Source organism: Dyadobacter sp. CY356, from assembly GCF_021440195.1.
Lineage (GTDB): Bacteria > Bacteroidota > Bacteroidia > Cytophagales > Spirosomataceae > Dyadobacter.
The window spans coordinates 1,232,341-1,255,565 of sequence record NZ_JAJTSZ010000001.1 but is presented as its reverse complement, the minus strand read 5'-3'; the positions used below and the strand labels follow the sequence as shown (position 1 = coordinate 1,255,565).

18 protein-coding genes are annotated in these 23,225 nt (G+C 40.5%); 12 read left to right on the top strand and 6 right to left on the bottom strand.

The window, feature by feature from the left end; genetic code table 11:
• Positions 1 to 167 precede the first annotated feature (167 nt).
• The 5 genes from LXL81_RS05210 to rfbD all read left to right on the top strand — a co-directional run bounded on the left by LXL81_RS05210 (position 168) and on the right by rfbD (position 5,609).
• The gene (locus tag LXL81_RS05210) at positions 168 to 1,532 is read left to right on the top strand and encodes a sugar transferase (protein WP_234645651.1); all 1,365 of its coding nucleotides are present in this window, start codon (positions 168 to 170) and stop codon (positions 1,530 to 1,532) included.
• A 121-nt stretch (positions 1,533 to 1,653) separates the two neighbouring features.
• Positions 1,654 to 2,691: a hypothetical protein gene (locus LXL81_RS05205; protein WP_234645650.1), complete on the top strand. Its 1,038-nt coding sequence runs from the start codon at positions 1,654 to 1,656 to the stop codon at positions 2,689 to 2,691.
• 9 nt (positions 2,692 to 2,700) lie between these two features.
• Positions 2,701 to 3,561, top strand: a complete 861-nt coding sequence (locus tag LXL81_RS05200; protein WP_234645649.1) for a YjbH domain-containing protein — start codon at positions 2,701 to 2,703, stop codon at positions 3,559 to 3,561.
• Positions 3,548 to 4,678, top strand: coding sequence for a YjbH domain-containing protein (locus LXL81_RS05195; protein WP_234645648.1), 1,131 nt, complete (start codon positions 3,548 to 3,550; stop codon positions 4,676 to 4,678). The genes LXL81_RS05200 and LXL81_RS05195 overlap by 14 nt, the downstream gene beginning before the upstream one ends.
• Positions 4,679 to 4,757: 79 nt before the next feature.
• Positions 4,758 to 5,609, top strand: coding sequence for a dTDP-4-dehydrorhamnose reductase (gene rfbD, locus LXL81_RS05190; RefSeq protein ID WP_234645647.1), 852 nt, complete (start codon positions 4,758 to 4,760; stop codon positions 5,607 to 5,609).
• A gap of 138 nt (positions 5,610 to 5,747) precedes the next feature.
• Here the strand turns inward: rfbD and LXL81_RS05185 are convergent, their stop codons facing one another.
• Positions 5,748 to 7,574 (bottom strand): gliding motility-associated C-terminal domain-containing protein, encoded by a 1,827-nt coding sequence (locus LXL81_RS05185; RefSeq protein ID WP_234645646.1) that lies wholly within the window; start codon positions 7,572 to 7,574, stop codon positions 5,748 to 5,750.
• Between the two features lie 539 nt (positions 7,575 to 8,113).
• On the opposite strand from LXL81_RS05185, the gene LXL81_RS05180 reads away from it, so the two are divergent.
• Together LXL81_RS05180 and LXL81_RS29245 are read left to right on the top strand one after the other, a co-directional pair.
• A complete protein-coding gene (locus LXL81_RS05180; RefSeq protein ID WP_234645645.1) occupies positions 8,114 to 8,746 on the top strand; it encodes a Fic family protein in 633 nt (210 codons plus the stop codon).
• Entirely contained in the window at positions 8,743 to 8,844 is a 102-nt protein-coding gene (locus tag LXL81_RS29245; RefSeq protein WP_409013860.1) for a hypothetical protein, read from the top strand. The genes LXL81_RS05180 and LXL81_RS29245 overlap by 4 nt, the downstream gene beginning before the upstream one ends.
• Positions 8,845 to 8,973: 129 nt before the next feature.
• On the opposite strand, the gene LXL81_RS05175 is transcribed toward LXL81_RS29245, so the two are convergent.
• The 4 genes from LXL81_RS05175 to LXL81_RS05160 all read right to left on the bottom strand — a co-directional run bounded on the left by LXL81_RS05175 (position 8,974) and on the right by LXL81_RS05160 (position 12,739).
• Positions 8,974 to 10,728 (bottom strand): alpha-L-rhamnosidase C-terminal domain-containing protein, encoded by a 1,755-nt coding sequence (locus LXL81_RS05175; protein WP_234645644.1) that lies wholly within the window; start codon positions 10,726 to 10,728, stop codon positions 8,974 to 8,976.
• Positions 10,729 to 11,040: 312 nt separating this feature from the next.
• Positions 11,041 to 11,268, bottom strand: coding sequence for a helix-turn-helix domain-containing protein (locus LXL81_RS05170; RefSeq protein WP_234645643.1), 228 nt, complete (start codon positions 11,266 to 11,268; stop codon positions 11,041 to 11,043).
• A gap of 467 nt (positions 11,269 to 11,735) precedes the next feature.
• Entirely contained in the window at positions 11,736 to 11,969 is a 234-nt protein-coding gene (locus LXL81_RS05165) for a helix-turn-helix domain-containing protein (protein ID WP_234645642.1), read from the bottom strand.
• A 548-nt stretch (positions 11,970 to 12,517) separates the two neighbouring features.
• The gene (locus tag LXL81_RS05160) at positions 12,518 to 12,739 is read right to left on the bottom strand and encodes a helix-turn-helix transcriptional regulator (RefSeq protein ID WP_234645641.1); all 222 of its coding nucleotides are present in this window, start codon (positions 12,737 to 12,739) and stop codon (positions 12,518 to 12,520) included.
• 160 nt (positions 12,740 to 12,899) lie between these two features.
• Between LXL81_RS05160 and LXL81_RS05155 the strand changes: the two genes are divergently transcribed.
• The 3 genes from LXL81_RS05155 to LXL81_RS05145 are packed head-to-tail and all read left to right on the top strand — an operon-like array spanning position 12,900 to position 15,083.
• Positions 12,900 to 13,133 carry a hypothetical protein gene (locus LXL81_RS05155; RefSeq protein WP_234645640.1) on the top strand — a complete coding sequence of 78 codons (234 nt, stop codon included), beginning with the start codon at positions 12,900 to 12,902 and terminating at the stop codon, positions 13,131 to 13,133.
• A 45-nt stretch (positions 13,134 to 13,178) separates the two neighbouring features.
• On the top strand, positions 13,179 to 13,982 hold the full coding sequence (locus LXL81_RS05150) for an RNA polymerase sigma factor (protein ID WP_234645639.1): 804 nt from the start codon (positions 13,179 to 13,181) through the stop codon (positions 13,980 to 13,982).
• A 21-nt stretch (positions 13,983 to 14,003) separates the two neighbouring features.
• A complete protein-coding gene (locus LXL81_RS05145; protein WP_234645638.1) occupies positions 14,004 to 15,083 on the top strand; it encodes a hypothetical protein in 1,080 nt (359 codons plus the stop codon).
• 288 nt (positions 15,084 to 15,371) lie between these two features.
• Here the strand turns inward: LXL81_RS05145 and LXL81_RS05140 are convergent, their stop codons facing one another.
• A complete protein-coding gene (locus LXL81_RS05140) occupies positions 15,372 to 19,586 on the bottom strand; it encodes a hybrid sensor histidine kinase/response regulator (RefSeq protein WP_234645637.1) in 4,215 nt (1,404 codons plus the stop codon).
• A 660-nt stretch (positions 19,587 to 20,246) separates the two neighbouring features.
• Here LXL81_RS05140 and LXL81_RS05135 point away from each other — a divergent pair.
• The gene (locus LXL81_RS05135) at positions 20,247 to 20,897 is read left to right on the top strand and encodes a response regulator transcription factor (RefSeq protein WP_234645636.1); all 651 of its coding nucleotides are present in this window, start codon (positions 20,247 to 20,249) and stop codon (positions 20,895 to 20,897) included.
• A 434-nt stretch (positions 20,898 to 21,331) separates the two neighbouring features.
• Positions 21,332 to 22,795 carry a T9SS type A sorting domain-containing protein gene (locus tag LXL81_RS05130; RefSeq protein ID WP_234645635.1) on the top strand — a complete coding sequence of 488 codons (1,464 nt, stop codon included), beginning with the start codon at positions 21,332 to 21,334 and terminating at the stop codon, positions 22,793 to 22,795.
• The last annotated feature ends 430 nt before the right edge of the window (positions 22,796 to 23,225 follow it).

The window sequence follows — 23,225 nt, the reverse complement described above, 5'->3', positions numbered from 1 at the left end:
CTACAAGAATGTTGAAACAATTACTACAAAATCTTATTTAAAATTTTAGATATATTAAATAGAATTTTTTTATAATTGAAATAGAAAAAAAAGAATACCTGCGTTTTACCTAAAAAAGAGGAATATGCGGGAGTGCTAAATACATACTCAACGTTATTATAAAAATCATGAAAAACCGATACCCAGGGCTCCTCCCTAAGGCCCACCTCTGGACAGACCTTGTCCTCCTCAACGGAGCGTTTCTATTTGCCTATTCAGTTCGTTTTGGAAATCTATCCAACCTCTTTGACAATCAATACATTAATTTATTACTGGTTTCAAACCTGCTTTGGATATTTGCCATTTATTCTCTTAAAACATACCTTTTCACAAGACTTTCTTACAACTTCAATAACCAGATCGGCAACCTTTTTAAGGCCACATCTATTCATGCAGCAGCCATCATGGCTTTTTTGTATTTGTCACAAAAAGGAGATGATTATTCAAGGCAGCAGTTTTTAATGACTTACGGCATGTTTGTCGTGCTGGCCATTACAGTCCGTGCTGCAACAGTATTGTCGTTAAAATTATACCGTCAGGCTGGTTACAATTACAGTCGTTACGCGATTGTAGGTAAAGGAGATCTGGCGTCACTAATCCGGGGATTTTACAACGATCGTAAAGAACTTGGTTATCGCTTTTGTGGTACGCTTGAATTTAATGATCATAGAGATGAACTTGCGAATCTGGAAGTTTTGATGAGCAGAGAGAAACTTGACTATGTTTATTGCTGTCTTTCTGAAATGTCAGATGAACAGGTTAAAGGGGTTATTAAACTGGGAGAACGTCAGAAAACGCAAATCCGGTTGGTTCCTGATTTTCGTGGATTTATGACAAACATGGCTACGATCGAATACCACGACATGTATCCAATCATTCAGGTTAATACCAAACCTTTTTCCAGCGTGAATGAGCAGACATTGAAACGCTCATTTGACCTGATATTTTCAAGCATCGTTATGATCCTTGGAGCTCCTATATTCCTTGCGGTCATGGCGGCGGTGAAAATTACCTCTCCCGGGCCTGTTTTTTACCGTCAGAAACGTTGCGGTCAATGGGGTGAAATGTTTGAGATATACAAGTTTCGCAGCATGTGTCTGAATGCCGATAAGATGGGACAACATTCGACTGGTGATAATGACCCGCGTATAACGCCGATTGGCAGGATCATGCGTAAAACCAGACTGGATGAATTGCCTCAGTTCTTCAATGTATTGAAAGGTGATATGTCTGTGGTTGGCCCACGTCCGCTTTACAAATATGACGTTGACATGTTGATGGAAGCTGAACCCCATGATTTTCAGCGTCTGCTTACAGTAAAACCAGGTATTACTTCTATTGGCCAGATCAATGTAGGATACGCAGATACTGTGGCCAAAAACGTTGAACGTTTGAAATATGACCTCCAATATCTTAAATCTTACAGTGTTCTTGAAGATATCAGCCTGATTTTTAAAACCATGCAGGTAATGGTATTAGGACGCGGACAGTGATCTGACTCATATTTAGTAAACCAGCATTATACTTGCAACTACCTCTGAGTGTTTTGAATTCTTGTATTTATGTAAATAAATAATTTAAACTATTAATTCCACAAATCAATTTTACTCGCAAATGAAAAAACGTACATTCAAATTAGCAGTACTCGGTATGATGATGACCGCAGTTCTGTTCAACTGTAAGAAGGATGATTCGGAACCAACAGCTCCGGATACAGCAATCACTGATCAATTAAAGGCGATCACTATGGCAACTGTTACGCCTGAGGCTCCAGTTGCTCCGGCTGTAACCCAAGCTAGTGTAACAGCTTCTGCACAGGCCACTGAAGTGAACGGCGCACTTGGCGGAATTGCTGCGTCTGGTACAGTACCAGCGAGCGTGGCAACTGCTGCAACTGCGGTATCTTCGGCACTTTCTGCTTCAGATGTTGCTGCAATTAACTCAATATCTGCTGCTACATTGGCCTCTATTGCAGATGGTGGCCCTGTACCTGCTGATGTTAAAGCAGTTTTAGAAAAGGTAAAAGCAAATCCAGCTTTGGCTGCATATTTACCAAAATTCACTTTTCCTACTGTTGCTGGTGTAACTGTAACTGCCCGTATAGGCGGAGTTGATGCTGTTGAAAAAGTAGAAAAATCTGATGCAGCTATCGATGACTGCCAGGCTGCAGCTGCTGCCATATTTAATCCGGTTAAGGCGGCATTGGACGCGTCAAAAACTGCGCAGACTAAATCTGTAAATGACTCATATGCTGCCGCGATTGCGCTTATTGCACCTGCTCAAACTACTTGCGAAAGTTCATCTACGTCTTCTACGTTATATGACGGATTTAGAACTCAGGCTACTACACAAGCCAATAGTGCACTTGCTGCGCTTTTAGCTGCTCAGAGTATTTTAGGTGCTCAGTACGATTATCTTGTAGCATTGACTAATGCTTCCCTGGTAGATGCGCTTGACACCATCAACCAATTGGAGAAAGCAGGAACTAAGACTTGTGCAGCCATTGCTGCCGCTTCAACTACTGCTGCTGAAAACGCAAAAAAATCTAACCAGCAAAAAGTTGATGCTGCTTACAATACTGCGTTGAAACAAGCACAGGATTTGAATACACAGGCGTTGGCATCATGCCACAACCAAGGTGGTGGTAACTAAGCTATACCTATGAACATAAATCTAGCAGACTTATTTTTATTTTCTGTAAGGATTTTCATTAAGAAAAAGGGCAATATTTTATTGCCCTTTTTCTTAATGTTATGCTTTCAAATAAGCGTCAACGCGCAGTCAAATATTTCCGGTAAGCCAGGTTTAATCTATGTGCCATCCGCTACTGAAACGAAAGAAGGCACATTCAGCTTTGGCGTCAATTACAATCCGATTGACTACGGCTTTCGCTTCAATAAGAAGAATTCAGAAAACATCTATTTTATTAACTTAACACTGATACCACGCCTTGAAATCAATGTGAATCTGTTAAGAATAAATAATGAAAAAATTAAAGGACAAAAAGGGATTGGGGACAGGCAAATTGATATCAAATACCTGATTCTTAAAGAAAAAAAATACCAGCCTTCACTCGCTCTTATTATCTCTGCTCCATTTGGAATTGATAACTCACTTACAACCAATGCACTTATAGCGACCAAGTCTTTCAAACTTGGTACTACTTTCAGTGCAGATTTTACAGCCGGAATAGGCAGTCCCTATTATATTCAACGTGACGACAATGAAAAGTCGAATTATAATATATTTCAGGATCTGAAATTCAGGAAGAAAAAAGAACTGGCTTATGCCTATTTATCCGGCACTATCGGAGGGCTGAATCTTCATTACGGTCAAAAAGGTGGTTTATTGTTTGAATGGGATTCCAAACATTTTAATGTTGGTGCCTATGGAAAACTCTTCAAAAAATGGACTGTTCAGGCTGGCATCCTTAACTTTGATCAGGTGACATTCGGAACCTCCTACGCCCTCAATCTTAAAACGCTGCCAAAGCGATTAAAAAAAGCGAATGAAAATCAGTAATCTGCTATCAGGTATTGTCCTGATGTTCCTAACGTTCCCTGCTTTCGCCCAGACTGAGGATATGGAATCAATAAGGAAGTCACTCTGGCTGAATTATGAAAACACAACCCTTGATCCTGCGAATGGGAAAATCTATTATGAGCAGCGTCTGGATCGTAATCCTTTGTATGGATTACTGGAAATGCGCAAGTCTTTGGCCGACACTAACATCCATGAATACCTTCCAATTTTTCAGGGGATCATTATGGCTAATTACAAGCTGGGACCACAGATAACTGCAACGGTGCCAACCCCGGAAGAAAGAAAAGTTCAGCGTTTAAAATTTCTTGCACATCCGGACAGGTATAAGTTTGATTTCTGGATACAGCCTTTATTTTCGGCTATCTTTGGATACCGCCAGCAAACGCTGCAAAGTAATACCAGTGTTCTTTTGCAAACACAGTTTTATTTGTGGCAGGGAATGGTACTAAATGCCGGAATTCTGTTTCCTATCACCAACGACATGGATAACAATCCAAAAATTATCAGGCCGGCTCCCGTTTTTCTAAATCAGTTCTTTGCATTTGGAAAAAATTTCATCAGTGCTTCTGCCGGTACCTTTTACAATGATCAATACGGGGTTAATGTACAATACAGACACACAGACATGACTAATCCCTGGTCTTATGGCCTGGAAGCAGGTTTGACCGGCAGATATTATTATGCCAAAGATGGCGTTTACAGCAGCTCCTTAAACCAGGTCTTTTTACAGGCAGATGTTGCCTACAGACTAAACAGACCAGACGTAACGCTTAAATTATCGGGTGGTCAGTATCTATGGAAAGATCGTGGTGCCAGAGTAGATTTAATCCGTCAGTTTACAAATGTTGAAATTGGTGTTTATGCCATGAAGACAACCAATGGTGCCACAGCAGGCTTTAACTTCGCCATTCCGATACCACCAGGAAAACTTTTGCAAGGTCGGAACGCACGTTTACGCACAACCGATCAATTCAGATGGGAGTATTCTTATACAAGAGGGTTCAAGATTGGAGAACGTTATCGTACTGGTTATCAGTTAGATCAGAAACTACGTCAGTACCACACGACCTATTTGAATTCACAAAGAGGAGATTGAGCGCTATCTTTACGTACTTTTATCTTTCCAAAATACCAACTCAGTTTTTCTCATCATTACAACCACAGCTTTTAATAAAATGAAAATACTCGTATTAGGCGCATCCGGGCAACTTGGGCATTGTTTAAAAAATGTATCCGAGACAAGAGGAAATCAGGAAATTTCTTTTCCATCGGAACAGGAGGGTAATATTTTAGACATTAATCTTCTGGATATACTTTTTGAAAAAGAAAAACCTGAATTTGTTATTAACTGCGCTGCTTATACGGCCGTTGATAAGGCGGAAGATGATGTTGACATCTGCCGGAAAGTGAACAGGGATGGGGCTGAAAATATTGCAAAGTTATGTGCCAAATACAATGCCACTTTAATTCATGTTTCTACGGACTTTGTATTTAAAGGCAATGTTACGCAAATCCTGTCAGAAACAGATCCTGCCGAGCCTGAGAATATTTATGGACTTACAAAACTGGAAGGGGAAGCTGCTATTGCAGATGTTCTGGAAAAACATTTTACTTTACGTACCAGCTGGTTGTATTCTGAATACGGAAATAACTTTGTAAAAACGATGCTTCGTTTGGGAAGCGAGCGGGATCAGTTGGGTGTTATCATCGACCAGACCGGCTCCCCTACTTACGCCATTGATCTGGCTGGTGCTATCCTGGACATTATTGAATCGCGCAGCACGGCTTATGGTATCTATCATTACAGCAACGAAGGGGTTACATCCTGGTTCGATTTCGCCAGAACGATTTTTGGTATCAGCCATACCACAGTCAAAGTGAACCCGGTCAAAACATCGGAATATGTTACAAGGGCCGTAAGACCTGCTTATTCGGTCATGGATAAAACCAAGATCAAATCCACCTTTGGAATTCAGATCCCCTATTGGAGAGACAGCCTGGAAGTTTGTATTAAAAAGCTAATTTAATTCAAGAATTATAACATCAACAAACGGTCATGAAATCAAATTTCGTGACCGTTTTCTATTAATAATCCAAGTAAAAAATTACAGCCTAATACCTCAAAACGCCTATTTTAACCGAGCGGCTCCCACTTTCAACTAAATTCATCTCTGCAACAAAACACTCCCTCTTCTCACAAACTCTTCCCCCATTTCAGTCTTATATTTAAAAACATAAATATAATTACCACTGGCACATTCGGCTGAATTGATGCTGCCCCTCCATTCAGGATTTGGGTTGGCGTCAGTATGGATCAATGAACCCCAGCGGTTATAAATATCAAGTTTAAGCCCGGTTCCACCGATGACGATGATTTTGAATGTATCATTTTTGCCATCGTGATTTGGCGTGAAAATATCCGGAATAAATACCCGCGCGTCACAGGTACCAAAATCTACATCCAGTTGTTTTTCAAGTACACAGCCCGGATCGTCCTTGTCAGATACTTTCAATTGAAAAGTTTTGACCCCGGATGAGCTGATAACCAGAGAGTCGGTATTTTGATCTGATTCCCTGATTTCATCCGATATCCATTGAAAATCACTATTGGCGTTTGTTACTAGTTTATAGAAACCGCAGCTTAGTTTGGTCGCTGTCGGTTCTGCGCTGAGTATCTTGATTTCTTTCTCGGGTGAGGTAATTTTATCAGTCAAACAAGTACTGCTCACCACCACCAAATATTTACCGGAACGATTTGGTTTATACGTTTTGTCTTCAGCGCCTATGATTTTGGAAGTGCCGTTGTACCATTGGTATGAAATATTTAAAGAGACCGGGGAGAAATCCGCAGTCAGTGTAACATCGTTACAATTTCGTTCTTCCAAAATCTCCACTTTAGGTTTCGGTGCGTTATAGGTTGAAACAAAATTGGGCAAGCCAATTCCACCAGGCGAACTTAGTTCAAAACCGTCACTGACATAATCACAACTTAGTCCCTTATTATTGGGACTGTTGATTACTCCTAAACTTTTCAGCCCGTTTTTCACTACATAAATTTTGTTATCCGGGCCAAGTTTTAGGGCTCCAAAATAAGACTCCGTCGTTTTTCCAATTGTCATCTTTGATTTGATAATTTCAACGGAATTTTTAACGGAGATATCTAACTGAAAGATCCGATTCGCAGTTTTTAATGTTTCGGTAACATATAAAAAATTTTCATCCGGAGAAAATTCCACACCATATGCTCTTAAAAAATCTGGGTGCTTGATAACTATTGGGTTTGAAATTATGCCAGCACTATTGTCAAAATTGTAAAGTTCAAAAATACCTTTCCCCCATAAAGCTGCTGCCAATTTACTTCCAGATGGCGAGAACATTAGATTACCTACCGAAGAAAATTCATAACTTCCTGCAACGCTTGTAACATATGATTTTTCTATTCCGTTTTTATTAAGCAAATAAGATCTGAATTTATTACTACCAACCTCATGTGCTATTAGCCAAAAATCCTGTCCGTTACAGTGTTGAACCGCAACTAACTTCTCTGTTGAATGTTCCATTAAGGTATTCTTCGATACGATACCTCCTTCCCCTTGATTTAATCTAATATCCACTATTATACAAGTTAAATAAATAAAAGTAGTAAAGACGTAATAGATATAGGGATTCTCTGGCTTAGGAATTATGACAGCTGATTGTGTTGAAGTATCATCTCCTCCAAGATCATTTGCACCGTCAATCACTTTGTGTTTATTATTCCAGATCTGTTTCCCGTTTGTATACAAAAGCAATTTCCCATTCTCATCACAAATTGAAGCAGTTCCCTCTCTCTGGTTCATTTGGCTATCGTCCAACGCAACAGGTTTTCCACTGTTAAAATCTATCCCGGCCCTATATCCAAAATACCAGACATTAGCCCGCTTGTTTTCCTGCGCACGGACTTCTCCAAATAGCAATAAAATTGAAAGAAATAGAACTAAATAACGAAACATAATTCAAATGATCACACTGAACTAACAAACTGGTTTACAGTGGACTAAGATAGAAATTTCGTCTTGGAAATGAAAGGTTGTTAATGGTTAATTAATATTAGTTACAAAAAATAGTAATGTCAGGAAGTGGTCAGGAGGTGGTCAGGGGATTGTCAGGAAATGGTCAGGGATGGTAGGTACGAAAAGATATTGTTCATGTTGAAAAAAACTAAAATTTTCGACATTTGCCAAATGAAATGTCGAACACTTCAACATGAATTTTTCCTGATGTCGAAAATTAGTACTATTTTCGACATGAAGGAAAGTCATGATGAACCGTTAGACATAAAGCAACGCCGCTAAGTGCTACTATTGCCTGAGAAGTATTACTTAAAATCATTTTAAAAAGGGATTCCAAACCTGTCAGATTAAAAAAATAAAGCAGACATCATGCAAGATAGAAATAAACCCTACAATGATCTGCCCGACTTACCTCCAGCCAATTTCATGGAGTCTGCTGAAATATTCCGGCGCAGGATAACTTAATCCTAACCAACACGATGGTCGAAATCGTTCAAACCGTCACACAGAATACGTCCGGGATTAGAAATATACCGGGGACCGCGCTAAAAAACGCCATTAACGGAGAGGTTGTATATACGCCTCCTTGTTGTGAAGATATTTTGAGAGAAAAGCTTGCCAGCCTGGAACGGTTTATCAATGACCAGGAAGTTTCTCTAATTGACCCATTAATTAAACTGGCACTTATACATTACCAGTTTGAAGCGATTCACCCATTTGCCGATGGTAATGGGCGCACAGGACGTATCATCAATGCTTTATATCTGGTTCAACAAGAGCTATTGTCGCAACCGGTGTTATACCTTAGCTCCTACATTATAAAACAGAAAACGCTTTATTACCAACTGCTCAGGGAAGTAACCGAAACAGATAACTGGCATGACTGGATCATGTATATACTTACTGCCCTGATCGAAACAGCTCAACTGACAACAAAAAAAATAAGGGCCATGCTCATACTTAAAGATGCAACAGAAATAGGTATGAAAAAGGTTTTGGGTGCTTCTTTCAGTTATGAATTATTGCAACTAATGTTTACACTGCCTTATCTTAAGATTGAACTCCTGGAAAAAAAGAATTTGCTCATCGCCAGACAGCATCAACATGGCTGAAAAAACTAACGGAGACAGACATATTAAGACCAAAAAAAATAGGAAGGACCACCTTTTTTATAAATCATAAATTAATGGAATTACTTTCAACGGACTAGGGGTGGTTAGATTTTGTCAAGGGTTGTCAAGGAAATAGTCATTGATGGTCAATGTACCACCTCCAAACCCTTGTGCACCCTCTCCTGCGCTCTGTGAAACGCTATGTAACCTACCACGTAAGCTACAAATTACTCCCTCACCACTTTGACTCCTTTCGGCGCGTTGATGGTGGATTTGATTTTGCCGTCTGCGAGTTTTTCATGTCTGATTTTGACTGCACCCATGGGTGTTGGGAAGGTGCCTTCTACCCATTGCAGGTCGCCCAGGTTGGGTTGGATGCGGATGGTTTTGCAGCCGGCCTCGAGAACGGTTACGCCCAGTACGTGCTCGCTCAGCCAGGCCGTTGGACCGGATGCCCATCCGTGGCAGAGACTGTGACGCAGGTTTTTGTAACAATAGGCACCAAAATCTCCATGGATATCATCTTTTCCTTCGGGTACAATTTCTGTGATCGGAGCGGCATTTTTTGTCCAGTCCAGATCAAAATCTTCCCAGAATGTCGTCGCGCCCATATCAAGCATACCGCCCCAATAATTACGGATACAATCGATCGCGCCCTGATAATCACCGGCTTTGGCTCTGGCCTGAAGCATGTAATAACCATAAAAAGTGGACATACGTGCGCAGCCATCCACGGCCAGTACCTCACTGTTCGCTTGCTTTGCTGGCACCAGGCCTGATAGTGCCAGCAGTGCAGCGGCTTGTTTGGAACCGTTTGCGTCGGGAACATATAGCTTTAAATTGGTAGACGCGGTTTTGCATTTCGCGGCTTGTGCGGGCTCGTCCAGAATTGTGCAGAGCTCGGCACCGGCGTCGAGTGTCATGATCATCATGGCATGAAGACCGGCATGAATGGCTTTCGGGTTCTTGCTGGAAGGCCAGTCCAGAAACCGGGTGCCGTCCAGGTTTTCTTTGTTGTCTTTTATTTTGCTCATTAAAAGATCAAGTAGTGCTACCAGATATTTTTGTTGTTTTCGAAGGTATTCCTTGTCGCCCTGGTATTTGTAAAGGTCGCGGTGAATGAGCACCCACCACATGGAATACGCGCTGATACCATTCATCCAACCCGGAAGCGGTGTGATGTCGCGCGCCTGGTCAAGACTTTTTGCCACGACTTCATTTTTACCAAAAACGCTGTTGATCGTCATAATTTCAGGGTGCATATCACCAACCCAGACAAGTCTGTCTCTTTTGATTCCATCCCACAAAAAATGCTGCATATTCAGATGCACCGTGTATGCACCGGTGTTCCAGATCGTGTTCAGTCTTTCGTCATTACTTTTGAATGATCCGATATAATCAAGATCCCGGTATTCAAAAATAGCGCGCGCTTCTTTTAATTGCAGCTCACGGTTTTCATCAACCAGATCGATTCTAACAAAACGAAAACCTGTATTACCAGACTGCATGACACCGAGCCATGGCACTTCAATGATAAAATCGCGCATGGCATGATCGTTGGTCGCACCGCTGACCGTATCGATCTCTGACATGGTCTCACTGACGGATTCTCCAAAACGAAGCCTGATTTTTATTGGTCGGTGGTCGCTGGGCTGATCTGTTACTAGCTGGATACCGCCCTGGATCTCTTTTCCGAAGTCAAGGATCAATCCCGGTTTTTCACCGTCTTTGCTGGTCAGCACGCAGATATTCTGATGCACCAGATCGGCTTGTCCTGTGCCGGGCCGCAAAAGATTCTGTTCTCCTGAAATGCCTTGCCCGCTTGTTTTCCAGACAATTCTTGTCGCTGTCAGATACTGTTTGACCCTGGCATCTTTTTCGGAGATCACATTATTTCCAAAGATCGGGGGTAGATTCTGCGCCAAAATCGGTTGGTTTTCAAAGTAAAATAAACAGATCAGCAGGAGAAAGAGTTTTTTCACTGGAAAAGGCTGGTTTAGAAATAACGTTTCAGTATCATAAAAATCTTCGAAAATAAATCAATTGTACCCAGAGAACTAGCCTGTGCTATCCTGCATCTCATAATAGGTCTATTGTAAAGGACATCGCAGACTTCCGAACTATTTAAAATATCCGATTATTAAACTTAACAAGAGCTGCTTTGGAAATTAACAGGTAAGATCTCTTCTACCTGTTATAGAAGTGATTTCTACTAAGGTTAGCAAATCAATTGGCAGAATTACCGGAAGATAATATTTATAACTTTAACTATTTATCTCGTGCATAACTAAACATTAAAGATCAGGCATAAAATCCTTTGGAGAACAGTTCATCTCTTTGGCCAAGATACCCAAGTGATTGATATTGTACTTACTTGCAAATCTGGGACTTTCTATTTGACCGATAAAGCCTCTTGTTAAGTTCAGAAACATGGCAAGATCGTCCTGAGAAAAGCCCTTCGATTTTCGAACTTTTCTAACCTCATTAATGACTGCGATTTCAAAATCAGTTTTTTCTGCCATGATTCTTTGCAAGAACAAAAAAGATTATTAGATATTTGCTTAGTTATTACTAAGCAAATATTTCGAATGGTCATAAGATGGGAAATATTGATGACTCATAGTGGGAAATTGAATTCCAGGGAATTGATGTAGTAACTATCACATAATAGTTTACAATTATTCTATTTTGGAATCTACTCTGAGATTTAAGGAATTTAGAATTGACATGCAAAAGGTAATCAACACCTATTAGAGTGTCGTGCAAAAAATGTTATAATTTGAAGTCAAACTGTACAGAGTTTTTGAAAAGAGCATCTAATTAAATACGATTAAATATCAAACACTGAGTTTTATAATTACAAAATCCATTAAAACGATTTAGGCTACTTGGATCAGTCTAAGCGTAAATTTGCCATGCTCTTTTATCGTGAGGCATTAACCAGAGAGAATATAAATGCTTGATTGATACGTCTGTTATAATACAAAACCTAGAGTGCCTCTATTGGTAAAAGATCTCTTGGAGAACAATGTAATATAATGGCCAAATCATTAATTCTTTTCAAGCTGTATTTGTCATCCGTTTTTGAGCTTTCAACCAAACCCACGTAGCCCTCTGAGACTTCTAAATGGAAAGAAAGCTCTTTTTGACTGATTCCAAGTTCCAGGCGCCGCCTTTTAACCTGGTCGATAACATACTGCTCAATTGGACTTAATTTGTTCATTGGCGAAACAAATTATAAAGCATAAAATTTATACATAGCCATAGCTATGTTTCTAGCATTATTTATATCTTTGTAACTCTAAGACACCATAGTCCGTATTTGAAATAACAGCAACGTAAAATTTAAAACCGTTAACAGGGAATGATAATTAGACAATCTAAAAGAAACCAACCACCCACTTCTATTTTAATTGGTCTACAATCTGAGTACGGGCTGCAGTTACATTAAATCTTTGCAAACTCTCGCTGACATCTGTAAAGAGCTGTTAGATAATATTGTTATCATTAGCATTTCAGTGCATAAATGTTCGCGCACTGAATGTAACAAAACGAATAAGCATATAAATGGAAAAGATATTTATACCGGGATGATCATGATGAATGTCAACGGCACACATTATGGATACTTCTTACATTTATTTGACACCTTAATGGCTGGCGTCGAAATTGTATCAGATTATCCAAATTTCTTATTCCTAGCCAGTGTACAATAAGTAAATCAAATTCCGATGATCAGAAACCATAAATTCAGAATAACGCAGGGTGTATCTAGGATTTGGATAGTTTCAAATCTCCGCATACAAATTCCAGAAGTTCGCACGGAGAAACATCCATTGCCAAAGCGATCAGGTAAAGCTCATCAGCTCTAAGCTTCGCGGTAGGATTATTGGATAATTCAGTCAATCTGGGACTGGTTAATTTTGCTTTTCTAGCAATATCAGCCTTGTTGACAGATTTCAATTTGAAATATTCTCCCAGTTTTGTTGCCATATTTTTTAAAATCTAAAAATAAACTTAACAAAGTTGCACTTTTTTTACGATTTTCTTAAAATCCGTAGACATGAAATTATATTAACCTGGTCAAATATTTAAATATGACAGCTTGATATTTAAGACTTTCTTAATATGTTTACAGAAAATCATAAATATTATGGTAAAATACAACTCTGTTTTATCCCAGTTGGAGATCTATATTCCAAATAAAGATTTTAAGGATCTGGCGCGGTACAGAAAAGGAATTCTGCGGATTCTGGCCGAAATACCGATTCAGGATTGCAGACAAGATTTTAAAAATGATTTAAAATCCGTTTATGAGATTCTTGATTATCTATCCATAGAAAGCGAAACTGAATCAGAGCCGGCAGCGGATCAAAAACGCGCCTAGTCCTTCTTATCAGGATCATGTTAAATATTTCAAACGCACAATGTTATGGCCATCCGGAAACTGTTTAACGAAAATGAAAAGTCCCAAAAATTTCTTGATCTCTTTCAAAAGGGAGAAAGAAAGGGAATGGACTATGTATATAAAAATTCATTTGACAGTCTTCTGTATTTTGGAAAAAGCCTTTTAAATGATGAGTTCATTATCACATGTATTCTTCATGAGTGCTACCTTAAAGCTTGGACTAACCGCGCAAGAATGGAAAGTTTGGCGCACATCTACCGCTTTATCCGCATGAACGTCCGCTGGCAGATCCTTCGGCATATTGAAAAATCGCCCAAAACAACGCACGGGCAAACAATGCTCATAGATCATTTCGAGAAAACGATCGGAGATTTTGAAGATTTTGATGCCAATCAGGAATCAAAAGAGCAAGAAAGTGAAAGAATCAAAGCGGCTCTTGAAGCCTTAAATTATCTTTCTTTGGAAGCCCAGAATATAACAACGCTTTATTTTAAGAAGGGGTTAAGTCACAAACAAATTGCGGACCGTCTTGGGAAAAGCACCTTTTATGTTTCGAATCAAATTGAAAACAGTGTAAACAAAATTAAAAACATCATCAATGTCTCTGCTGGAAAGCAAATGATTAGCCCTGGGGCCCGGCAGCCGCAAATGCCCAGTGCAATCTTAAATTGTCAGCAGTCAGAAATATATGCGCTAAGAAAAAATGACAGACTTTCTTTCATCGATATTTCAAAAAAACTTAAAATTCCTGTTCTGCAGGCCCAGCAGCAGTATATCAAGGCGCATCAATTGCTTCAAAACCAATCAAACCCAAGCAAGCCGTTCTAATATAATAAACTGACCCTGCAAATGGAAACAATATTCTTTACCCGCAAAATCCAGCTAAAAATAGACAGCACTGATCCGGAGTACTGCGAGAAGGTTTTTAAAACCTTGTACGGCTGGCGTCAGATTTGTTTTAAGGCATCGAATCTTATTTTCACCCACCATTATCTGCAGCAGCAGCTTAAAGAGATTATTTATCTTTCGGATGAAACCAAAGTCAAGCTGGCAAATGCAAACCGGGATCAAGATGGAATACTAAGCACATCCAGAATGAATACAAGTTATCAGATACTGGCTAAAAATTTCAAGGGCAGCATCCCAATGCATATCATGAGCTCATTAAACTGCAGCCTGGTAAGCACTTTTAACAAGAATCTTGTCTCTTATATCACAGGAGAGAAAACACTTCCGAATTTTAAAAAGGATATTCCGATCCCTTTTAAAGGAACCGATATCAAGTCTCTTTGCCAAGACAGCACATGCACTATCTTTTATTTCAAGCTATTTGATATCCCTTTCAAAACGTATTTGGGAAGGGATTTTTCTGACAAAAGGGCCTTGCTTGAAAGGCTGGTAAAAAAAGAAATAAAGCTTTGCACCAGCTCACTGGTGATCGAAAAAGGAAAAATCTTTCTGATGGCTGTTTTTGAAAAAGAAAACAAGCCGCTACCGCTGGATGAAAACATCATTGCCGAAGCTTCACTATCGCTTGATTACCCGATCATGCTAACGGTGGGCAAAACAAGGTATACGATTGGAAACAAAGATGAATTCCTTTATAAACGCTTATCGATCCAAGCTGCGATTCAAAGAAAGAAAAATGCAGTCAGCTTTATGAATAAGAAGACAAAAAAAAGATTTAAGGAAAATACCATTGCTGGTTTACAGGATGCAGAAAAGCGGTATGTAAACCAAAAACAGCACCTTTACAGCAAGCGGCTGATCGAGCTTTGTATTAAAAATCAGGCGGCGACCCTTCTTTTGGTCAGTGATCAAAAAGTGCAGGAAAATTCGTTTATTCTACGGAACTGGGGCGCAGCTGGTCTTAAAGACAAGATCCAAAGAAAAGCAGCTGGCGCTGGTATTACGGTTATTGTGGAATAGAAAAAATATTTAGAGGCTGCTTGTAAAGCCGCAGGGTGAAACGCAGCGCCGTTTCATTAAATGTTCACCGGGAACATATACAACTGGGTTCGGCTTTTTTTTTAGCGTACCAAAATGAAAAGGCAGTCTGCACCAGTTTCAAGTAGATGACAGAAATTGCCAAATAATAAGCCATTAGCGAATGCATTAAATTAGAGCTGGGCGGTTAGTAAGTCGCTTAATAGCCTGCGTGATGGCAGATTCAGACAGATTTTTAACCGGCTTAGTTAAAAAGCAGTCAATAAGTTTTTAAGCGGTAAGGCCTTTAATTTTATTTGACCATCTTTCAAGTATCAGCATTAATTCCTCCAGTTTCACTGGTTTACTAACATAATCGTCCATGCCAGCGGCCAGGCATTCTTTTCTGTCTTCAGGCATCGCATTGGCCGTCATGGCAATAATGTAAGGGCGCTGTTGATTGGTTTTTTTAATAATTCTGGTGGCTTCAAGACCATCCATTAAAGGCATTTGAATATCCATTAATATCACATCAAAAACGTTTTGTGCTGCTTTTTGCACAGCTTGGGCTCCGTCTGTAACCATCTCAACGGTATAGCCAAGTTTGCCAAGCACATTAATAATCACAATTTGATTGACCTTGTTATCCTCAGCAACCAAAATATGAAGGGGATGCTGTCTGGAAAAATCTGTGTAGAGTATATTCTTTGATACCTGTTGTTTCACCACCATATCTGCTGAGTGCTCATCTTTGTTTTTTAGCTGCTGGTAGACACTACTGTAAAGCACCTTTTTTCTGACAGGCTTTTTAAGCAAAGCACAAAACAAATCTCTCTGCTCTTGGGGAAGTTCATTAACTGTCTGACATAAAAGCATTACTGCCATATCAGGATGCTGTAAACGGATTTGTCCTGCCAGCTGAATGCCATCTGTCAGCGGCATGTGCATATCAGTGATCACCAGGCTGATCTTTTCATTGACTTTCAATATTTCAAGCGCCGTTTGCGCGTTGTCAGATGTTAAAACATTCAGTCCCCAGGCTTGAAGCTGGCCTGCAATGATCCTTGCGCTGCTTTCATTATCGTCAACCACCAGTATGGTAGCTTTTGAAAATCCGGATGCATACTCAGCTTCATTAACGTTAACAGCAGTATCTATTCTAAAAAGTGCTGAGAAATAAAAAGTGCTGCCTTGTCCTTCCTCGCTGTCTACGCTGATGCTTCCACCCATCAGACTTACCAGTTTTTCAGAGATCGCAAGGCCCAGACCAGTCCCTCCATACTTGCGGCTTGTAGAAGAATCTACCTGAGAGAACGCCTTAAACAAACGGTCCCTTTTTGTCTCAGAAATACCAATGCCAGTATCCTTTACTTCAAAGTGCAGTCCGATCAAATCTTCTTGCTGCGGCTCAGCTATACGGACCGACAAGGCAACTTCTCCTTCTTTGGTAAATTTGACAGCGTTTCCGATCAAATTGATCAGGATCTGAGAAAGCCGCAGGCTATCCCCTATCAGCCGCTCGGGCACATCCTGGTCAATGCTGTATAGCAGCTCAAGGCCACTCTGAGAGACTTTTGATATAAAAACATCCATGACCTCTTCAATACAGCTGCGCAGATTGAAGGGTGCCTGCTCGAGCTGCATATTTCCGGATTCTATTTTTGAAAAGTCTAAAATATCATTGATCACAGTCAAAAGACTGTTTCCGCTAGACTGTATACTGGCCGTATACCCCCGCTGCTCTTCATCCAGCTCGGTTTCGGCCAAAAGCGAAGCCATGCCGATCACTCCATTCATCGGCGTTCTGATCTCATGGCTCATCACAGCCAGAAATGCACTTTTTGCCCGGCTGGCCAGCTCTGCCTGCTGCTTTGCTTTTTTCTCTTCTTCAATGGCGATTTCTGCGATCCTTTTGGCCTTTCTTTCTTCTTCGATCGCTACCAGAAGCTGCTCGGTGCGCTGACGGACCCTTTCAATAAGCAGTTTCTTCTGTCTTCGGCTGGAAAGCGTACGGATCTGATAAAATAAGCCCAAAAGGGCGACGACCAAAATAAGTAAACTTAGCCTAAACCACCAGGTACGCCAGAATGGCGGGGTAATGATAATTTCTATAGAGGTGCCTTTGTTGTTCCATACCCCATCATTGTTTGAAGCCTTGACTTTAAATATATAAGTGCCCGCGTCCAGATTTGTGTAAGTCGCTGATCGCCTGGTTCCAACATAATTCCAATGCGGATCAAATCCTTCCAGTTTATAGGCATACTGATTTTTTTCAGGAATCGTGTAGCTAAGCGAAGCAAACTCAAGTGTAAAGACAGACTGCTTGAATGGAAGAATCAACTCGCTGGTCTGGGTGATATCCTTTTTTAGAATCATTGATTTGTCCCCGACAGAAACGTTTTTATTGAAAATCTGCAGGCCGGTAAGATAGACAGGTGCAATAAAGCTGTTATACTGAATACTGTCCGGATAAAAGCTGCTAAAACCGTTTACACCGCCAAAAAACATTTGGCCGCTTTTGGTCATAAAGCATGAATTATCTCTAAACTCGTTTCCCTGAAGCCCGTCCTTTACACCAAAGCTTCTAAATGTTTTGTTTTGGGGATCAAACCGTGAAATACCTTTATTGGTGCTTATCCAAAGATTTTTATGGGCGTCTTCGAGCATCGCAAAAACAACATTGCTGGCAAGCCCATCCCTTTCTGTGTAAACTGTAAAGGTCTGCTTGTTAATGTCAAAGTAATTTAGCCCGCCGCCAACTGTGCCTACCCATAAGTTATCGCCAACTGCCTGCCGGATACACTGCACCTTATTATGGGAGAGCGATAACATATCTTTGGGATCATCCTGGTAGCGCGTAAAAAATTTTCCGGCCTTGTCAAGTTTATTTAAACCGTTATAGGTACCAACCCATATCTGGCCTTTTTTGTCCTGAAAAACAGCTGTGACAATATCAGAGCTGATACTTGTGCTATCTTTGGAATTGGTACGGTAATGTTTGAATTTGTTATTTTTGATATTGTAATAATTCAGTCCTCCCCCCCAGGTGCCTATCCAAAGATTACCATCACGGTCTAAAAACAGATTGTTTACATCTGATATAGAAAGGCTGTTAGCATCTTTCGCGTTTGGCATATGATGGGTTGCAATGCCGGTTTTCGTATCAAAAAAATCAAAACCCCCGCTGTGGTAGCCAATGGCCAAAAGATCGCTGGAAACCCGCACGATCGAAATGACAAAATCATTACTGATAGAGTTCGCATTTTTTGGATCGTGCCGGTAATTTGAGAAGGTATTAGTTTTGTAATCAAAAACATTCAGACCGCCCCCATCAGTACCCAGCCATATTTTGCTATCTGAACTATCTCCGCAAATTGATAGCACCACATTATTTGAAAGGCTGTTCGAATTGCCCGGAATCTGCTCGTAGGAGACAAATTTCTCTTTAAACTTGGGTAGAAAATCAACGCCGCCCGCGTAGGTGCCTATCCAGATAATATCAGCATTATCCTGATAAATCGAATACACAGAATTATTGCTTAGCGTAGCTGCTTCGTTGGGCCTGTGATCATAATGGGAAAACTGCTTTGTTTTTATATCAAAAACACTGATGCCCCCATTTTCAGTCCCTATCCATATTTTGCGATCTTTGGATTCTGTAATTGAAAGAATATCATTGTGTGCAATAGAATTCTTATCAGACGGATCGTAACAAAAATTTTTAAGGGATTGCGTTTTTTGGTTGTAAAGAAAAACGCCGTCAGATTTGGTACCGATCCATAGATTTCCATCATGGGCCTTACACAAAGCCCTGACAGTGCGGCCAGACAAGCTGTTTCTCCCGATTAAATTGATGCGACGAGTAGTAGGGTTTTTACTGTTTATTGTTACATGATACAGCCCATTCTCTGTTGCTAGCCAAAGTGAGCCGCTATTATCTTCTTCAATACGGTAGATTGGGTTATCGTTCTGGCCACTGCTGTTTTGAGCCGCATTTAAATACAATGTAAAAGATTTGGTCTTCGCATTAAAAAGATATAACCCCTTCTGGGTGCCGAGCCAAATACGGTTTTTACTGTCTTGAAAAAGATCAAAAATATCTTGAGTCAAATAATGTCTAAAACTGTTTTTGTCTCTGTCGAATCTATCCAGGCCGCTTGACGTGGCAATCCATAAATTTCCGGTTTCATCTTCGAGTAAATCCTGAATGTAACTATCCTTAATGCTGCTTTCATCAAAAGGATCGTGTTTATAATAGGTGAATTTGTATGCATCATATTTATTGAGACCGTCTTCTGTACCAAACCACATAAATCCCTGCTTGTCTTTGAGTATAGCAGTAATATGGCTTTGAGAGAGTCCCTGATTTGTTGTAAGATGACTAAAACTGGGATCCTGCCCGAAGGCCCGGCTCAGAATAGAGAATAAAATTAAGATCAGACCAATAGCGTGTTTCATTTGAATAGAAGAGCGGTGAGCAATGGTCAGTAAAAATTCTGACATCATACGGTCAAAAAATTTTCAAAAAGATATGTTGGCCTTTCAACATTTTCTACAATATATAAAATTAATTCTACTAAAAAGTAACCTTTCAATGCAGATGTCTTTTATTGATTTATTATCCAAAGCCCATAGCCACTCTGGAAAACTGCAAATGTAGCTGCATGCTTGATTGCACACTTCTGCTGGATTCACCTTGGGCGCCGCAGAAGACTTGTTACTTCACCAAGCCTTCTGATCTATAATATTTATTGGTATTGCAGCATCAAATTTTGCGAATTTAAGTGCGTGACTTTTTTAACTGCAATGACTTCATTAAAAGGTCAAACAATTATTATCTTGTGTTAATTTTAATTTAAGCCTTTGAAAGCCTCAGATCGAACTTTTTACATCGGACTCTTTGCATTGCCTGGGTTTGAATGCGGAGCTGGATTTTAAATATAACAGAAATGCCCATTACAGCCGAGCACCATAAAAAAATATCCAGCCAGTGAAATGAAATTAAAAAGAATCTGTAGTTAGATTGCTTAGCCGCTAAACACGAGCCTAAAAACAGCACAAATTTTTTAATTCAGATAAATCTGTAATGAAACCGTACAGCAGAATGCGTCAAATAATTTTAATTTTAAGCCGGCGGGAATTTAATGTATTAAAAAGTAATACTACATGCATAAGATAGCGCTATCGCTGGTTGAAGATCAGAAAATATTCCGGCAGATGTTAACACTCTATTTTAACAACCATCAGCGTGTTGAGCTGATCGGTTCATTTAACGATGGCAGGCAATGTCTTGATTTCCTGACGGCCAGTTCTCGCCTACCTGACATCATCATTTTAGACCTGGATATGCCCGTTATGAATGGCAAAGAACTGACCATGAAGCTCCAGCTCCAATATCCGCAGATCAAAATTATAGTGCTTTCACAGCATGATGAAATTGATCGTATTTCCGAAATGATTGACGCGGGCGCATCTGGTTATCTGGACAAAAATTGCGAGTGCAAAGAATTGGAGCACGCCATTTTTGCCGTGGCAAAAACCGGATTTTATATGGACCGGCTGATGATGCAGTCGCTTAAAAAAAATAAGTCTGCCAAAAAAAATATTGAAAAAGACCTGATCGAGATCAGTCGCAGGGAGCTGGAAATTTTAGAAATGATCTGCAAGCAGTTTACCAATGCTGAAATAGCCGATAAGTTATTTATCAGCGTGCGTACAGTGGATGGGCACCGCAATAACCTTTTAGCCAAAACCAAAAGCCGCAATACCGCTGGACTTGTTTTACATGCGGTCCGCAAAGGCTTAATTACACTTTGAAACTCTCTGTTCATTAAACTGGGGCAAGTCCGGCCTTCTGACCATACACTATCATGTATCAGCATGGCTCGAAGAGCATAAGTCAGATCAAGACTTTTGCGGCAAGCTGGTTATCCAACCCGTCTCTAAGAGCTGCCGGGCGTTAAAAACAGGTCTTTTTACCTATTTTCTGACAAACAAGCAATCTTGACCTTTGTAAAAATGATCATCGGATCAAAATCAGCATCATAAAAGGCCCAGAATCCTGTCAGCTTCATCGGCAGCGGTTTATGCTTTGTGACTTGGTGGTAAACGATCATAGCCATAAGAAAAACCTGATGATTATTTTGATGTTTAGCTAAACCCTGGGTCAGCCCCTGTTGAAAAACAATAAATATGGCATGCTTCATTGGACGCGGCGATATGACGATGTACTTACAAATAACTCAGCTTATATGAAAACACAACTACGCGCTTTACAATTATTTTTAATGATCTTGCTTGGATCTTCTGTCGCCACTGCCCAAAGCCCTCCTATTTATCCTTCGCCCGATCATGAAATAAACCATGACGCGGTCATTACAGGTAAAATCACCATTTCCCCGGAATCAGACGTGTTGTCAGGCACGATTGCAAAGCTTTCCCGAGTGGTTGCAGGTTCGCCTGATACTTATGTAGCTGTTTCCTATGCGCTAAGTGATCAGAATGGAAACTTTTCTTTAACCGGCCAGTCTGGTGTGGTTTACCGGATCGAATATATTTTCCCGACCGATGGCTTTACCGCTAAAAGCAGCAATCCCTCAGGTTCATTCACTGCAACCGCAGGCAATCAGACTGCACCTGACGGGGGCATATCGCTGGAAAGGGTTCAAAACACTATCACCCATTGCAATGTCACTGAAAAGCAGCTAACCGACTGGAGCGCTACGATCCCAGTAGCAAAAGCTGTTCAACTTAATAGCCAGGCAGTCTTAAAAAAAGTAGCAGTGTTCTCATCGACCCAAGTCGCACATCCGCTTATTGATGTGCATGCCACAACGGCTTCGACGATCAGATCTTTGAAAATCGGCGCAGATATTGCCCTGGACGGCCCTGGCTATTCTGATCAGCTTGAATCCTTAAAAACTTTTGCCAATACCCCTGCCGCGCAAAACATTAATCTTGCAGCAGGCCAGCAGTTAACCTATTACGATATTTCATCAGCGCAAAGCGCAGTGACTGTGATCAGTCCTGTTCCAGCTGAGTATCAGGGTAGTGGAACCGTTGATTTCAGTGCCGATGCATTTGCATCAAAGACGATTACGACCAACGGAGGAAATACCAGCAGCTCTGAACAAACCTATGCGGCAGCGGGCGTTTGTCTTACCTATATATATGACATTGACCCCTTACCTGTAAAACTGATTTCCTTTCAGGCGCAGTATAGCGAAAGCCAGGTAAATCTACTGTGGAAGACAGCATCGGAAACAAACAGCGATCATTTTCAGGTTCAGCGTAGCAACGATGCCAAGTCATGGTCGGTTATTGGAGCGGTAAACGCTGGCGCAGAAAGTAAAGCCGTTCTCTCATATACCTTTTCTGATGCAGCTCCTGTGCCAGGCATAAACTATTACCGTCTGAAAATGATTGATCAGGATGCCAGTTTCACCTACAGCGGCATCCGAAGTGCTGATACTGAATTGAGTCAGCTGATCAGCTTTTATCCCAATCCTGCATCTGACTATCTTCAGATTGATCAAGCGGCCCCGGCCATTGCCCACCTGTCTGTCATAAACCTGAACGGTACCGAAGTTTACTCGGTCAATGAGCCTGTTTCTGGAAGTTTAATTGACATAAAAAACTTTCAATCCGGTATTTACTTGGTAAAATTCCAATTAAAAAACGGAACGCTAGCCACACACAAAATGGTAAAAAAATAGTTTGAAATAATAAGCCCTCTTCTTTACTAATTTGGTGATCACTATAAATGGCCCGTGTCCAAATGACACGGGTTATTACTTTGTTTTAAGCTTATGCTGACTGGTAAAACTACCAGCCAATCAGAACAAATCAGAGATTTACCTGTCTTATAAACCAAATAATTACGACCACCAGCAGCTCAGTCAGACCTGCTCGAAGATCAAATACACCACCGATGAATAGACTGCACGCTGTGAGTCAAGGCATAGCCGCTGCCAGAATCGTAGCAATGCCCGTTCAATAACCATTATTATTAGAAGTTCCTCTTTTTTTTGGAATGATAATATGCTAACCACTCATCTTTCGATCTGATGCACCGATGTGAAGCTCTTAAGTCAGCGAAAAAATTAACTTTAAACAGTTCTGCTTTCAAAAACGGTCAGAATCTTT

What these genes read in the sequence shown, in the direction of transcription:
- LXL81_RS05210 (WP_234645651.1), top strand. Translation starts at nt 168, where the DNA reads ATGAAAAACCGATACCCAGGGCTCCTCCCTAAGGCCCACCTCTGGACA.
- LXL81_RS05205 (WP_234645650.1), top strand. Translation starts at nt 1,654, where the DNA reads ATGAAAAAACGTACATTCAAATTAGCAGTACTCGGTATGATGATGACC.
- LXL81_RS05200 (WP_234645649.1), top strand. Translation starts at nt 2,701, where the DNA reads ATGAACATAAATCTAGCAGACTTATTTTTATTTTCTGTAAGGATTTTC.
- LXL81_RS05195 (WP_234645648.1), top strand. Translation starts at nt 3,548, where the DNA reads ATGAAAATCAGTAATCTGCTATCAGGTATTGTCCTGATGTTCCTAACG.
- rfbD (WP_234645647.1), top strand. Translation starts at nt 4,758, where the DNA reads ATGAAAATACTCGTATTAGGCGCATCCGGGCAACTTGGGCATTGTTTA.
- LXL81_RS05185 (WP_234645646.1), bottom strand. Translation starts at nt 7,574, where the DNA reads ATGTTTCGTTATTTAGTTCTATTTCTTTCAATTTTATTGCTATTTGGA.
- LXL81_RS05180 (WP_234645645.1), top strand. Translation starts at nt 8,114, where the DNA reads ATGGTCGAAATCGTTCAAACCGTCACACAGAATACGTCCGGGATTAGA.
- LXL81_RS05170 (WP_234645643.1), bottom strand. Translation starts at nt 11,268, where the DNA reads ATGGCAGAAAAAACTGATTTTGAAATCGCAGTCATTAATGAGGTTAGA.
- LXL81_RS05165 (WP_234645642.1), bottom strand. Translation starts at nt 11,969, where the DNA reads ATGAACAAATTAAGTCCAATTGAGCAGTATGTTATCGACCAGGTTAAA.
- LXL81_RS05160 (WP_234645641.1), bottom strand. Translation starts at nt 12,739, where the DNA reads ATGGCAACAAAACTGGGAGAATATTTCAAATTGAAATCTGTCAACAAG.
- LXL81_RS05155 (WP_234645640.1), top strand. Translation starts at nt 12,900, where the DNA reads ATGGTAAAATACAACTCTGTTTTATCCCAGTTGGAGATCTATATTCCA.
- LXL81_RS05150 (WP_234645639.1), top strand. Translation starts at nt 13,179, where the DNA reads ATGGCCATCCGGAAACTGTTTAACGAAAATGAAAAGTCCCAAAAATTT.
- LXL81_RS05145 (WP_234645638.1), top strand. Translation starts at nt 14,004, where the DNA reads ATGGAAACAATATTCTTTACCCGCAAAATCCAGCTAAAAATAGACAGC.
- LXL81_RS05140 (WP_234645637.1), bottom strand. Translation starts at nt 19,586, where the DNA reads ATGATGTCAGAATTTTTACTGACCATTGCTCACCGCTCTTCTATTCAA.
- LXL81_RS05135 (WP_234645636.1), top strand. Translation starts at nt 20,247, where the DNA reads ATGCATAAGATAGCGCTATCGCTGGTTGAAGATCAGAAAATATTCCGG.
- LXL81_RS05130 (WP_234645635.1), top strand. Translation starts at nt 21,332, where the DNA reads ATGAAAACACAACTACGCGCTTTACAATTATTTTTAATGATCTTGCTT.